This window comes from Spirosoma pulveris (genome assembly GCF_054781875.1).
Map to the genome: position 1 here is coordinate 324,388 of NZ_BAAGTO010000001.1, position 14,027 is coordinate 338,414.

Here is a 14,027-nt window from a genome sequence, read left to right on the forward strand (position 1 = left end):
CGCTTCTTTAAATTTTTGCTTGTAAGATGGCGACCGTTTTAAATCATCTCCACCTGCCGCTACTGGCCGAACCCGACATTCTGGTGATCGGTGCCGGTTCGGCGGGTTGCGTGGCGGCCCTGTCGGCTGCGTCCCACGATCCAACCCTATCCGTGATGCTGGTCGAGCGGTATGGTTTTCCGGGGGGATCGTCTACCCAGATGCTCGATACGTTCTACGGCTTTTTTACGCCCGGCGCTACGTCCCGCAACGGCGGACCGCGCAAAATCGTGGGCGGCTGGCCCGACCGCATCGTCAACGAACTGGATAAAGTGGGCGCGGTGTTTCTTCGGCCCAATACATACGGGGCCGGCACCGGGGTGAACTACAACCCCGAACGACTGAAACTCGTCTGGGATCAACTGATTCAGCAGCAGGGCATTCGGTACTTGCTTCATTCTACGCTGATCGACGTAGCCATGGAAGGCGATCGTTATGTCTGTATTTTCTGGAATAAAGGCGGTATTCAGAAGGTGCTGGCCCGGCGGGTCATCGACGCATCGGGCGATGCCGATTTCTGTCATCTGGCGGGATTTGCCTACGAAACGGCTGGGCAGCAGGAACCCGCCCAAAGCCTGACGACGACCTTTCGCATGAGCAATGTGGAACTGGACGAGTACGAACGGGCGGGCGGAAAAAAGATGCTGGCTCTGAAAATGAACGAAGCCGTTACCAGCGGACGGCACCCGCTGCCCCGCAAAGAAGGGTCGGCCCACGAGATGAACGCCCGGAAGTGCATCTCTACCGTGGCCGTCAAAGTAGCCGGACTTTCGGCCCTGAATGCCGACGAACTTACCCAGGCGGAGGTGGAAGGACGACGGCAGGCATTCATTTACGAGGACTTTTTTCGGGACGATGTGCCCGGTTATCAGGATGCCAATATTATTGGACTTTCGCACCAGATTGGTGTTCGAGAGACCCGGCGGGTGTACGGCGAACACCGCCTGACAAAAGAGGAATGCCTGGCCGGGCTCCTGCCCGACGACCGTATTTTCCTTTGCGGAGCCCCCATCGAAGACCACCGGCACGATGCAGGCGGGGCCGATGAAACCTATTGGGAGTACATTCCCGGTTCGGGGGTGTATGGCGTCCCCTACGGCACGATTGTACCCAAAGGAAGCCGGACGGTCTGGGTCGTTGGTCGGTGTTTTTCGGCCACGCACGACGCCCATGCCTCGTGCCGGTCGATGGCGCAAACCATGTCGATGGGGCAGGCAGCCGGATTGGCAGCTGTACAATCCATCCAAAACGACGAAGCGGCTAATGCATTGAATGTGAGCCAGCTTCAGCAGAACCTGCGTAAGCTGGGGGCCATTCTGGACATCCCGGATGTCGTAGCTGATACGTCGCGAAACGGCTGGCAAAACAATAGGGTACCGCAGGCAGAAGTCAACGTTCAGCACTAACCTGATCTCCGTTATGTCCTTTATTCGAACCGTTTTGGGCGATATTCCGTCCGCGCAGGCGGGTATCACCTACGCCCATGAACACCTCATTATCGAGGAAAGCTTTCCAACGCTGGCCAACCCCGACTTTTTGCTGAACGATGTTGACAAGGTATCGGCCGAACTGACCGAAGTATATGCGGCTGGTGGTCGAACGATGGTCGATACCATGCCCGCCAACTGCGGCCGGAACGTGCTGAAACTGGCGGAGGTGTCGCGTCGAACGGGAATCCACATTGTGGTGCCAACGGGTATTCACCTCGAACAGTATTACCCGAAATCCCACTGGCGGTATCAGTATTCCGAAGATCAGTTGACGCGTCTGTTCATCGCCGATGTGGTCGACGGGATTGACCGGTACGATTACAATGGGCCGGTCGTCGCGCGAACACCACACAAAGCCGGTATGATCAAACTGGCCACCGGCGACGACCCCATCACGCCACATCAGGAACTGATTTTCCGGGCCGTTGTCAATACCCACCGCGAAACGGGCGTGCCGATTCTGACCCATACCAACGCGGGCCGTCATGCCCTGGCGCAGGCCGAACGCTTCGATAAACTCGGGGCTGATCTGCGTCACGTTGTCATCTCCCACGTTGATCGCTGCCAGGACGTTGTCTATCATCGTGAGGTGTTGAAAACGGGCGTTCGGGTTGAGTTCGACAGCGCTTTTCGGTGGAAAAAAGGAGAAGAAAACGGGACATACCGGCTGCTGGAACTGCTACTTCCCGATTTTCCGGACCAGATCACAGCCGGGATGGATGCTGCCCGAAACACCTATTGGCGCTCCTACGGCGGCTCTCCGGGTTTAACCTACCTGCTTATCACCTTCCGGGACGAACTCGACCGGCGCGGGTTGAGCGAGTACTGGAACCGACTGATGATTGATACGCCAGCGGCTTTGTATAGCTTTAGTGAAGCCTTATAGACCAATGCCATCCTAACCCGAATACGCACGAACTCAGGACAAAAATTTCTCCGTCAGCACAGTGACACTACCGCCCTGCCGGCGGGCGCCAACTGGGATTCTGTAAGCATGAAACTGAGTGAACCACCTGATCTGGCAACGAATGGCCCTGCAGTAGGGCAGCTTCATTGGCCGTAAGATACCCGATTAGGGACAACCTACTCTTTGATTGACTGATTGTAAACCCCTTTCCTGTATGACAACCCATTTGGTTGCTGGCGCATTTACGACCCTTTGCCTGCTCGTAGCCCAAAAGGACACGGTTCTTGTCCAGACGATTGATACGTCAAAAGACCGGGTGAAAACAGATTTTTCTATTTCCCTGCCCCGATTGGGCAGCGTGAAGCCCCGTTCTATCAAAGAGATCGAATCTTCCACCTGGCTCATCGACAGCGAGACGATGGATCGCGATTTTACCGATTATGACCAGTACAAAGAATATTCGTTCCGTTGGGGATCAAGCGGTTGCGGATGCAGTCGGGCAGTATCTACACCTTTACGGACATCCCTATTTACGACGGACCTATCCTGATTGCCGATAAAAGCCTGGTGATTTTTTTAGTGACAGTTTACGGATTGTTTATAATTAAATCGCTGACTATCAGTGTATGATTTGTCTATATGTAGTTTATCCTGCCTGTAACCTGCCCCGCCAGGACATCACTTGAGGGACTCGTGCGAATGTCAAACGGCTAATATATGCTGGCCATTTTCACCAATCCGTTGCCGCGTCTCTTCGGTAATGTAGCGGCTCTGGTCGATTTGTTGCGGCTGGTCACGGTGGCAGAAATAGCTGTGAATGCTTCGCCGGTCTTTATCGGTCAGGTTGGTGGTACCTCCGTGCCAAACGTGCGAGTTAAAGATAAAGACAGACCCTGCGGGCGCAATGATCCGGATTTCGTCGGGGTGTTTATCAATGGGGTCGGCCATGGCCTCGTCGGGTAAACGATTCAGTTTATGGGTTTTCGGTACAATACGCGTGGAGCCGTTGGACTCAGTAAAATCGTCCAGCAGCCAGATACTCTTGCAGACCTGGTACGCGCCATTGACAACCGTATTTTTCCAGTCGACATGGAGTTTTTGGTGCCCTTTACCTGGTTTGGCGGCCCGGTAGTTCAGAGATGACAGCTTGTATTGCTGACCCAGAACGGCTTCGATCCCCGCCAGCACGCGGGGATGGGTGTAAAAGACATCGAACACATTCCCCTTGTTGACCAGATCGGCCAGCCGGTCGGCCCCTTCTTCTTTAGGATGGCGGATGTATTTCGATTGTGCCAGTTCATGGCCGGCTTCTTCGCCTTCCAATGCCAGTAACTGGTATATCCGATCATTGACCCGATCCACCTGCTCGGGGGTTAACAGTTGCCCCAGGTTCAGGTAGCCGTAGGTGTCTAAAAATTTGATTTCCTCTTGGGTAAGCATGGTCAGCTGGTTTCGGCTAGACTAATTATAGGTAAAACTTACTGGACTTAAGCGTTGTCAATCTACCGCATAAATGATTTGACAAGTTGCACAAACGTTTCTGCATTTCGATAAACTGCAATATGCTCACCGGGCAGGCTTCCTGTTTTTGCCTTGGGGAATTCCTGAGCAAGTAGCTTGTCAACTTGCTTGTTCGGTGCAATGGTTGCCGTTCCGGTTAGTACAAGTACCGGCTTTTGAAAAGCATGCAGCTTGTTGAGATCAACGGTATAGTTTGGCGTGGCCGATAGGCCCCTCAGCCGGTCTTTTTGTTTTATCCATTGCGGCCACATGGGGTGCTGGCGGATATCTGAGTTAGTACAATCTGAAAGTTTGCATCGAAAGCTTTTTACCATATCTTCAGTTATGTTGGCATTGGGCGTAAAGTGGCTGGTCAATTCTTCGATGCCTTTCATTTCTTCCGTCAGTTGTCCTTTCTGCCTAGCCAGATCAAACAGGGGTGCTTCAATCAGCACAAGCGATCGAACCCGGTCAGGGTAATTCAGGGCGAAATCAAACGCGATGACGCCCCCGTAAGAATGCCCGACTACTATGACGGGTGCCATGATGTGAAGCGAATCAAGTGTTGTTCGTATGGCTTTACTTTCGGTTTTTACCGAATAATTACCGGGTAGCTTTCTGCCTTCGTTGGCATACTGAACGTTGAATTGTTGCAGTCGAATGACCAGGAACGAATCTGCCAATAGTTTTGAGTGAGGGGCATAAGCCGTCATATCGAAGGTACCCCCATTCAATAACACGATGGGCTGGCCATGGCCTTCCATAAGTAGCTGTTTGGTTTTTGGCTGAGCCTGAGTAACGAGCGGAGCGATGAGCAAAAGAAACAGTATTATTTTCATGGCAGAATGTTAGTTAAGGGTGGTAATTCATTCGTCAACAGGCGCTTATCTTGCGAGCAGTACTACGAATAAAGCGTCTAATTATGTACGTCTACTGACGCTTTGTGTGAACGGTAGTAATTCGTAAATCCGCTCTAATTGACGTAATCACTTACTAAGTGATTTTGCCAAATCACCGTTTACGGGCAACAATAACCCCACCAGATTCCCTTTTGAGGTTGCTGGTGGGGAGGAATGTATAATTAAATAGGTATCTTAATAAATTCTTACGTAAGCGGCTTATCGTTAGGTAGTGAAGACTTCCCGCATGGTGCCACCCCAGCCGTTTCCTACTTTAACTTTGGTGGTCCAGGTGGGCTCACCCGTGAGAAAACCATGATGACGCCACAAATAAAGGTCACCGCCATTCGTCGTTGTGCGCCCATAAAAAAAGCCATTTCCAACCGCCCAGATTTTATCGATATCCTGCCAGCCGCTGCCCACCCGCACGGGGCCGTGCCAGATGAAATATCCCTGATCGTAGCCGTAATGCCGGTACCAGAGCAAGGTGCCGTCGGGCAGCGTGGCGTAAAGGCACCCGTCAGGCCCGGCAGTCAGGGCCACTGCAGCGTTCCATCCGGTACCAACCTGGAAGGGCCCCTGCCAGCGAAAGGTTCCGTCTCGCCGACCCAGGTGTCGATACCACATCAGTCGGCCATCCGTCGTGACGGCATAGATGACGCCCCCGTCACCCGCAAATACCCGGGCGAAGGATGCCCAGCCAGTTCCAACTTCTTTCCCTCCCTGCCATTGAAACTGCCCCTGGTTGCGGCCATCGTGGAAGTACCACATCAGTTTGCCATCCGTAGTGATGGCGTAAATCACGCCGTCACCCCCACCGAAGACTGACTTAAAACTGTTCCAGCCGCTCCCAACGGCTTTTGGGCCTTCCCATTCCCGCGCCAGCCGGGCTCGTCCGGTGTTTCGGTACCAGTTAAGTGTGCCTTCCGGGGTTATGGTGTACAGGTTCTGCGCAAGGCGACCCTCTACGGGCCAATCCTTACCGCCCCAGGAAGTAACTCCCCCCATCAACCCGTCTTCTTGCGTATGGATCAGTAGTTGAAAATACTGATTGCGGTTGTCGCCCCCGAAATCGATATGCGTGTCGATGCGGTGAGCTGTCGTGCCGGGGTCAATCCAGGTTCGGCGCGTAACGGCGTCGGCCGCCTGTACATACGACGGATCAACGCCAATGCGCAGTTGACCACGCCATCCGTCGTGGACAGTGTCCCAGATGCCAATGGATTCGCTCCTGTCGAAGCCGGACCCCGCACCAACTGCCGTACCCCGCGACATGACGACCCCAAAAGGCAATTTGTTCCACCAGGTTCGGCCCCCGGCCCGGTAGGGGTCGCGGGTGTGCAGGTACAACTCAAACGGCTGACCGCCAATGTCGCAATGAAGCCCGCGTCCATCGTCGACAAAGTGGCCCACAACATCCAGGACCCGACCATCCTCCGCGTACCAGGTACCCAGACTGATCCGGCTGCCGGAGTCGGGCAGCCGACCATTGCCCCGGATATTGATGAACCGGCGGATAATCAATCTGCCCCGCCAGCCATCATGATCCGTTTCCCAGCGGCCCACCCACATGGCTGCCCATTGCGTCTGAACGGGTTGTACGGCGGTGATGAAATACATCGAACCGTACTGGATGGTAAAATGCGGATCGTTGGCATACAGCATTGTGGTGAAACCTGGCAGACTCTGAGAGTTTTTGATAGCGAAGGTCTGGGTATCGTCGTCGTAGCCATAAATTAACAGGACATGGCCCCCTCGGTTAAAATTGTCGTAAACATTCACCACCACATCATACCCGTCGGAAAGTGTCTGGCGTATGTCACCGTTGGTAAAATTGTCTTTTTTACCAAAGGACTTAACGCGGTATTGGGCAAACCAACGCCCCATCAGGGGGATGTTTCGCAGATCGAACTCAAACCAGTCGGCCTGTTCCCGGGTACCGCCCCCCGCCCCCGAGAGCGCCATTCCGGTGTTCGGAATGGAATTTGCCAGATTCTGGAGAGGTCCCTGGTCGATATAAGGTACATGGGCAGAAAGAGGTACGGCCCAGTAGGAGAGGTGATGAACAATATCGGCACTGCCCTGAAAACCCACCAGCGAATGAATACCCGGACCACCCACGTGATTTTCATGGGCTTTGGACAGATGAAACAAATACTGCTCGGAAAGATCAACATGCACCCCAATGCGGGCGTAAGCCGCTTCCAGTGCGGCAATGCCGGCGAACGCCCAGCAAGTGCCCCGTGAGCCCTGGCTTACGTTTAGTGTGGTTTGCCATTGGCGGTGCGAAACTTGCCGGGATAAGGCAGCAAGGGAAGATTTTAACGTAACGATGGGGCCGGACAGTTGCTTGATCCGTTCGAGTCGGGGCAGGAACGTATCGAGGGGCTCAACCAGGGTCTGTGGATCGACAGAATCCGCAACGGAATCCAGAAACGAAAAGTGCTGGGGAGCTTCCGGCGAAACGTCGGAGGAAATGGGCAGGGGAACTTGCAGGTCGACTAGGTTGCCGGACAATGTGGTAGTTTCCATATGAATTGTTTGGTTAAAGCTGGTATGAACAGACGGAGAGGTGCTGCTCCTGATCTTCATTGACACCGTTTGTTGTTGAGCAGAAAAGGGGATCGTATCGCCGTTTTCTGGATGCTGGCGGCATTGGTAAGCGCTACTTCCTTACCCCAGCCTTTCAGGGTGTTGAATTTACTATTGGTCTTCATGTCCATTACGACACACAGGGGATCGCCCCCGCCATCATTACCAGGACCCCATTCCCAAACCAACCACCCGATGTCGAGCCGCTGGGCTTCCGACAAAATAGTTTTATAGTCAACCTGTCCTTTGGGACCGCACATACTTTCTCCACCAGCGTAGGCGCCGTAAGCGGCAAATTCTCCCACAATAAAAGGCAGTCCGGCGTTGAAAGCGGCCGTAAATTGGTCTTTAATGAATTGGGGTGTCGCCCCAAACGCGATTGGCCAGTAGGTATGCACCGAGAAGAGAATGTTTTTGTCCGGGTCGGCCTGGATCACGCCCGGTCCGGTGCGGACCAACTGCTCGAGGTTTTTGCCATAGTCCGTTGCATCAATGACCAAAGGCGTGTGGATACCCGCCTGCCGAAGCTGCTGAACTGCGCTCGTATAGCCCTTCGTAAATTGGGTGTCGGTAACCTGATCGTCACCACACTCATTGGCAATATTGAGCAGCAGGTATTTCTCGTGTTTTCGAATAACGGTTACTATATCGGCCCGTTTCCAGAAGTTGACCATCTGGGCCAGCTTGCTCCAGTCGCCAGTGGCATCATGGGCTTCCACCATCGGAATCATGTTCTGAGCAACACAGGCAGTAATCAGTTTATCGAGATCGGCCGCTTTGGTAGGCTGGCCGTTGTCTTCCACGCTTTGCCAGACGATGCGGACGCAATTGGCACCGGATTGCGCAATTTCTGAAAATGAACTCCCCGTCCGGTCTGTCCAGATATTCATTTTGTTGACGCCCCTCAGCGTGATTTTGGTGCCGCATGGGTCGTATAAAAATCGGTCTTTAACGTAAAATCCCGGTTTGCCGGATGGAGCAGGAGTTGCCATAGTCGTCGAATCATTGGTTTGGCTGGTACAGGTTCTCAGCGTCATGCTGATCAGGAAAAATAAGCTGATGAGGAATGTATTCATGTCAATCGCGGAGAAGGTTAACGTCTGTAAAGGTCATTGGATCAGCACGGGTTGGCAATAACCCTTTACACCCATTGATTTAACGGGTTTCTCTCTTATTTTCACCACCGGTTTGCTACCTGATGGGGGCAGGTTGAGCCGTCATGCCTGAGAATACAGGTGTCTGCGATCAGAGCCGTTTGCCAACCGCTTCTTTATGCGCTATCCTTATGAGAAGTAAGCCATTGGTCATGGTGGTCACCATCCTACTACTTCTGAGCGGGCCGTTAGTCAAGCTGCATGCTCAGGCACCCAATGTAGTATTCAGCCATTTGGCGGATAAAAGTGCGTTTCCGAGTCTCACCGTGTACAGCATTGCCAAAGACAGGCAGGGATTCATTTGGTTTGGTACGCGCCGTTGCCCCGTTCGCTTTGATGGTCAGTCGTTTCGAAACTTCCTCTTTCCCGAATCGTATTTGATAACGGGAATGGCCGCCGACTCGGCCAACCGGATGTGGGTCGCCAGCGACAGGCGGGGTATCTGCCGCATAGACCCCACCACCCTCCAACTAACACCGGTTGCCAACACGCCCCCAACGACCGGCTATCTGTATAAAAGTTTCACCGGCGAAGGCTGGTTCAGCACAGTCAAGGGCATCGGACGAATCAATTTTCAGACGAACCGGATCGACCAGTACGCCCTGCGGCAAACGACGTATCAGGGTTTGAAGGCGAAAGGATTTTTGGAAGACCGGCAGCACCGGTTGTGGGTCATTGGCAGTGACAATGGATTGTTTCGGTTCGACCGCCGTACCAATCGCTTCGAGTGTGTCCTGGGACTCGATTGCCCTGATCCGAAGCGCAGGCAGCTGATATACTTCAGCCGGGGCTGCGTGGATGCCAACGGGATTTTCTGGATTGGTACGTACGGGCAAGGCCTTTTACGCGTCGACCCCAACACTGACCAGTTTGCGTTCTTCAGGGTTCCCAACGAGCCCAATCGCATGTCGTGCGTTGAAGAAGGTGTTGACGAGAATGGGAAGCGGATTCTCTGGGTTGGCGATGAAAACGGACTGCTGGCCTTCCGGCCCGACAAGCAGCAGTTCTTCCGGATGACAACCATTCAGTCGGCGCCGTTTCAGACGTATGTTCTGTATCGTGATCCGGGCAGCGGCATCGTATGGATTGGCACGTCCATTGGCGTGTTCAGCTATAACCCCCGGGATAACCTGATCCGAACCATTGCCCTGCCTACGTCATTGGTTCGTCGGCCAGTTGTGGTGAATGTAATTACCGCCGACAGACAGGATACGTCAGGTCAGACCTTTTGGCTGGGCTTATCGCATACCGGCATGCTGAAGTGGCATCGGCCTACGAATCGCTTTACCCTTATCCGGTATCCTCATGCCGAGTCAGAAGCCATGTGGTTTCAGCAAACGAATCAGCAGCTCTGGATAGGCCTTCGGGAGTGGAGTTATAAAGGTGACGGGGTTGTGGTTTACGATACCCGTGCCAACCGATTTGTAGATATTCCCGCAGCAAAACGGGCAGGAAAACTGTTTTCCGTCCCGTTTGTCGATCATGGCCTGATCGACAAACAGCAGAGGTTATGGGTGGGAAATAATGATGAGGGTGTCCGAGTACTTGATTTGCGAACGGGGGAGCCCCTGCGGTATTGGGCAGATTCCTGCCTGGCCGCTTTGCACCGCAACAATAACTTCCTGACAGGGCTGGCCCTCGACAGCACCAATCGAATATGGCTTTCTACCTACAAAGGACTGTATTACGTGGCCGAGCCGGGGCATCGCTTTATTTGGGCCGATGGCGCAATACCGGGGCAAAAACGGCCCGATGATCTCGCTACAAATGCCCTTATGATTGCCGGAAACGGCCATGTGTGGGCGGCCCGATGGGGTAGTATTACAGAGCAGACGGCAAACGGGCGCTTGAGTACCCTGTTGTCGGCCCGCAATGGGCTGTATGATCGTGAAAACCGTCGCCTGGTTGAAGACGGTGAAGGAACGATATGGATCGGGAACTTCGATGGTCTTTATAGGTACAGACCAGACACCAAACGATTCATGCGGTTAACAACCCGTGATGGGATAAGCCAGAATACCACCACGGCAGCGCTTTATGTGCATCGGGGAACGGAACTGTTTGTAGGTCAGCAGGATGGGATTAATCAATTTGATGTCATGCAGTTGCACCGCCGGACCAGCCTGCCGCCGGTTGTTATTACAGCCTTCCATGTGCATGAACAAGAGCGCCCGCTCGATCCTGCCCGCCCGGTTCAGCTGGTTCGGACGGATAATGCCTTTAGTGTCGATTTTACGACGTTGACCTATAGTCAACTGGCTAATATCCGGTACGCTTACTTCCTGGAAGGATTTGATAATCAGTGGCACCAGAGTGGCGCATCGCAGCGGGCATACTACACAAACCTGGGACCTGGGCAGTATAGGTTGCATTTACAGGCGACCGACTCGTTTGGTAACCTGAGCAGGAAACCCATTCAGTTGTCTATCGAGATTCTGCCCGCTTACTACGAAACCTGGTGGTTTCGGCTGTTGCTGGCAACGCTGGTCATTAGTCTATTATATGGGCTGTATAGGTACCGTATCAATCAACTGATGCACGTTTTGCAGATCCGCAACCGGATTTCGGCCGACTTACACGACGAGATTGGCTCGTCGCTGAGTAGTATTGGTATACTGGGTACCATGATCCGGCTAAATCTTCCGTCCCAGCATCCATCGGGGGCAATGGTTGAGCGGATCGTTACGGAAGCCCGGCAGGTAAGTAACTCCCTGGATGATATTGTGTGGAGCATCAATCCAAATAATGACGATCTAGGCAGTTTTATCGCCCGAATGAATCGGTATGCCGCTGAGCTATTCGAAGCGTCGGGTATTTCGTATCAAATTGCCATTCCTGATTCGGTCCAGCAACTGAATCTGCCAATGGAAAAGCGGCAGGACCTGTATCTTATCGCGAAAGAAGCGGTCAACAACTTGGTCAAACATGCCCAGGCGACGCAGGTCTCACTTAAGATCAACGTTGAATCGAATCGGCTTCATCTGGAAGTGTCCGACAATGGTGTGGGTTTCGACCCGCATGCCGAAACCCAGCGTAACGGTGTTCGAAATATGCTGACAAGGGCAAAGAAGCTGCACGGCGAACTGACAATAACGTCGGCCCCGGGACAGGGGACTTCCCTGAAACTAAGTTTCCCCATAGCACCCTGACCCGAAAGGGTTATTGACAAACCAGTGGCAAATCAGGTAATTTGAAGCGGAAATAGCGTTGCCCTAATCGGTGTGGAATGTCTTCCGTCTGCTTCTCTTTGTGCCTTCTCAGTTATTAACTCCTGCATTATGATAGCCGTATCCATATACGAAGACAATGACGAACTTCGGTCGCTGCTCAAGCTACTCATCGAGAGCAAAGAAGAATACACCGTTGTGGGAGCCTACAGCAATGGAATGCAGATTTTGGAACAGGCAGCCCGCGACAAACCCGATGTGGTATTGATGGATATCGATATGCCCGGGCGAGATGGTATTGCGTGTGTAGCTTTACTAAAAGAGTCCAATGTATCTATCCGGATATTGATGCACACCGTGTTTGACGATGACGAACGATTATTTACCTGCCTCAGTAAAGGAGCGGATGGATACTTATTGAAAAAAGATACCTCTACTCATCTTTTAAATGCCTTGGGAGAAGTGGTTGAAGGGGGTGGGCCCATGTCGCCCGGTATTGCACGGCGTGTCCTGAAAACATTCATGCAGGCACCCGCCCAAAAGAACCTGAAATACGGCATTTCGGAACGTGAACAGCAAATCCTTCAACTCCTGACAAAAGGGTATACCTATCGAATGATCGGCATCCAATGTTCCATTTCGGTAGAAACGGTAAGGCGGCACCTGAAAAATATCTATCAGAAATTACACGTACAATGTGGAACGGAGGCAGTTGCCAAAGCCCTCCGGGAACGAATTATTTGAGGTTAATCCGGGCGTATGCCGGGGAGCACATCGGATAATCGTTAAAATTGATCGTGCAATTAAAAAGCTGGAAATTTGTAGCGATTTGGCCACAAATTTCCAGATCTATATTGATCGAAACGATCAGGTCGCTTAAGAAGCAGCAGCACATCACCCGGTACGCTAACTTCCCGCCATCACTGACCTACTGAAACGATTGATCAAAACGGTTGTTGAGCTTCAGGAGCGCGGCTAATCGGGTTATGTATAGTCTGGAAAGAAAACCCAACGAAAGGCCTTGGTACGAAAAGGCTTTTTTCAGGTTGATGCTATCGAGCAGAAACCGGAAGATCCACATTCGTTGAATCTTACTACCGTATAAATTATAATCCTGCTTAGCCTTACTCTTATATTCTAACCCATCCAACTGATAGGCTTCTTTCGCATGCGCCAGTAACATCCGTTTAATATAGTCAAAGGATAACCGTTTGGCATCGATATAATGGACAAAAGTTAATCGTTCATCATACCATATCTTATACCCGTTGAGGAGTATAAAATAACACAGCTCAATGTCTCCCCCGGAGGATAAGCTGGATCCTTTCCGGTCAGAACTGATGAAGTCATAGTTGCTCAGACTGGTTAAGGCCTCCCGTCTGATAAAGCATCCGGCCCCGTACACCCAACCCCGGCACCTGGACAGGTCACCGGACGTGGGTGCCTGCTTGCCAACGGCATAATACATGGCATATTGATCAAACCACTCTGGTTTGGGGCCGCCATATTCAGCAATACCCAACCCCCCTAATCCGCCGATCGATCTGTTATTTTCGAGAATCGAATAGCCAGTGCTTAAATAATTGGGATTTAGCCAGTTATCGTCATCGCAGAACAGTAGATAATCGTATTTGGCTTCACCTATTCCCTTCTGCCGGGCAAAGCTCAATCCGGGTTGACTTTCATAGACTACTCTAAACGTTAAGCGGGTCGAACTGTACTTGGCCCACTCTGTCTGAGCCACCTCCACGGTATTGTCGGTGGAAGCATTGTTGACCAGAATGATCTCACAATGGAGCGAAGCGGGAATTGTCTGCGCAGCTAAATGCCGAATTGTTTGCGGTAATTGTGACGAAGAGTTATAACAACAGATGATAACACTAATGCCATTCATAGAAGATAACGTCGTTAAAATTCGTTTGAGGTTGTATTTAAAAGTTAATCACAACCCACACGCAGGCCATTAATGGCCGCTGACGGGTTCTTAAATTTGTCAGTTAGTCAAGCTATCCCTGAGGGCTTGCCCTAAAGAACTGTTCAACGAATACTCGCGAAGAGTTGCCAGGCATAGGTTGCCGGCATTAGTGGATAGAACAGGGTACGTACTACATCGACGGGTCGGGTAGCGTCCGTATTCAAGAAGGTGTGGTTTACCCCTAAGTGGCCAGGTGTGGAGTTGGCTGAGTTAGGAAATAAAAGTTAGGCTTCTGGGCAGGTAAGGCCTACAAAAGGGTTAAGAGAGAGTAATCATAAGCTAATGAACACGTCGGTGTGGATCA

The 14,027-nt window shown here is 52.2% G+C and carries 10 protein-coding genes; 5 read left to right on the top strand and 5 right to left on the bottom strand.

Annotation, left to right across the window (positions count from 1 at the left end; translation table 11 throughout):
• Positions 1-26 precede the first annotated feature (26 nt).
• The 3 genes from ACYVJM_RS01290 to ACYVJM_RS01300 all read left to right on the top strand — a co-directional run bounded on the left by ACYVJM_RS01290 (position 27) and on the right by ACYVJM_RS01300 (position 2,986).
• A complete protein-coding gene (locus tag ACYVJM_RS01290; protein ID WP_461146399.1) occupies positions 27-1,445 on the top strand; it encodes an FAD-dependent oxidoreductase in 1,419 nt (472 codons plus the stop codon).
• 13 nt (positions 1,446-1,458) lie between these two features.
• Positions 1,459-2,415 carry a phosphotriesterase family protein gene (locus ACYVJM_RS01295; RefSeq protein WP_461146400.1) on the top strand — a complete coding sequence of 319 codons (957 nt, stop codon included), beginning with the start codon at positions 1,459-1,461 and terminating at the stop codon, positions 2,413-2,415.
• 235 nt (positions 2,416-2,650) lie between these two features.
• Positions 2,651-2,986 (top strand): hypothetical protein, encoded by a 336-nt coding sequence (locus ACYVJM_RS01300; protein WP_461146401.1) that lies wholly within the window; start codon positions 2,651-2,653, stop codon positions 2,984-2,986.
• 152 nt (positions 2,987-3,138) lie between these two features.
• Here the strand turns inward: ACYVJM_RS01300 and ACYVJM_RS01305 are convergent, their stop codons facing one another.
• The 4 genes from ACYVJM_RS01305 to ACYVJM_RS01320 form a co-directional block, all read right to left on the bottom strand.
• Positions 3,139-3,876, bottom strand: coding sequence for a phytanoyl-CoA dioxygenase family protein (locus tag ACYVJM_RS01305; RefSeq protein ID WP_461146402.1), 738 nt, complete (start codon positions 3,874-3,876; stop codon positions 3,139-3,141).
• 62 nt (positions 3,877-3,938) lie between these two features.
• Positions 3,939-4,775 (bottom strand): alpha/beta fold hydrolase, encoded by an 837-nt coding sequence (locus ACYVJM_RS01310; RefSeq protein WP_461146403.1) that lies wholly within the window; start codon positions 4,773-4,775, stop codon positions 3,939-3,941.
• Positions 4,776-5,060: 285 nt separating this feature from the next.
• Positions 5,061-7,367, bottom strand: coding sequence for a tachylectin-related carbohydrate-binding protein (locus ACYVJM_RS01315; protein WP_461146404.1), 2,307 nt, complete (start codon positions 7,365-7,367; stop codon positions 5,061-5,063).
• Positions 7,368-7,423: 56 nt separating this feature from the next.
• Entirely contained in the window at positions 7,424-8,503 is a 1,080-nt protein-coding gene (locus ACYVJM_RS01320) for a glycoside hydrolase family 5 protein (protein WP_461146405.1), read from the bottom strand.
• A gap of 209 nt (positions 8,504-8,712) precedes the next feature.
• Here ACYVJM_RS01320 and ACYVJM_RS01325 point away from each other — a divergent pair, with 209 nt between their 5' ends.
• Together ACYVJM_RS01325 and ACYVJM_RS01330 are read left to right on the top strand one after the other, a co-directional pair.
• Positions 8,713-11,730, top strand: coding sequence for a ligand-binding sensor domain-containing protein (locus ACYVJM_RS01325; RefSeq protein WP_461146406.1), 3,018 nt, complete (start codon positions 8,713-8,715; stop codon positions 11,728-11,730).
• Between the two features lie 129 nt (positions 11,731-11,859).
• The gene (locus ACYVJM_RS01330; protein ID WP_461146407.1) at positions 11,860-12,492 is read left to right on the top strand and encodes a response regulator; all 633 of its coding nucleotides are present in this window, start codon (positions 11,860-11,862) and stop codon (positions 12,490-12,492) included.
• Positions 12,493-12,676: 184 nt separating this feature from the next.
• Here the strand turns inward: ACYVJM_RS01330 and ACYVJM_RS01335 are convergent, their stop codons facing one another.
• A complete protein-coding gene (locus ACYVJM_RS01335) occupies positions 12,677-13,642 on the bottom strand; it encodes a glycosyltransferase (RefSeq protein ID WP_461146408.1) in 966 nt (321 codons plus the stop codon).
• Between the last annotated feature and the right edge of the window lie 385 nt (positions 13,643-14,027).

Excerpts from the sequence above, each read along its gene's own strand:
- ACYVJM_RS01320 (WP_461146405.1), bottom strand. The coding sequence starts at position 8,503 with ATGAATACATTCCTCATCAGCTTATTTTTCCTGATCAGCATGACGCTG.
- ACYVJM_RS01290 (WP_461146399.1), top strand. The coding sequence starts at position 27 with ATGGCGACCGTTTTAAATCATCTCCACCTGCCGCTACTGGCCGAACCC.
- ACYVJM_RS01325 (WP_461146406.1), top strand. The coding sequence starts at position 8,713 with ATGAGAAGTAAGCCATTGGTCATGGTGGTCACCATCCTACTACTTCTG.
- ACYVJM_RS01335 (WP_461146408.1), bottom strand. The coding sequence starts at position 13,642 with ATGAATGGCATTAGTGTTATCATCTGTTGTTATAACTCTTCGTCACAA.
- ACYVJM_RS01330 (WP_461146407.1), top strand. The coding sequence starts at position 11,860 with ATGATAGCCGTATCCATATACGAAGACAATGACGAACTTCGGTCGCTG.
- ACYVJM_RS01315 (WP_461146404.1), bottom strand. The coding sequence starts at position 7,367 with ATGGAAACTACCACATTGTCCGGCAACCTAGTCGACCTGCAAGTTCCC.
- ACYVJM_RS01295 (WP_461146400.1), top strand. The coding sequence starts at position 1,459 with ATGTCCTTTATTCGAACCGTTTTGGGCGATATTCCGTCCGCGCAGGCG.
- ACYVJM_RS01310 (WP_461146403.1), bottom strand. The coding sequence starts at position 4,775 with ATGAAAATAATACTGTTTCTTTTGCTCATCGCTCCGCTCGTTACTCAG.
- ACYVJM_RS01305 (WP_461146402.1), bottom strand. The coding sequence starts at position 3,876 with ATGCTTACCCAAGAGGAAATCAAATTTTTAGACACCTACGGCTACCTG.
- ACYVJM_RS01300 (WP_461146401.1), top strand. The coding sequence starts at position 2,651 with ATGACAACCCATTTGGTTGCTGGCGCATTTACGACCCTTTGCCTGCTC.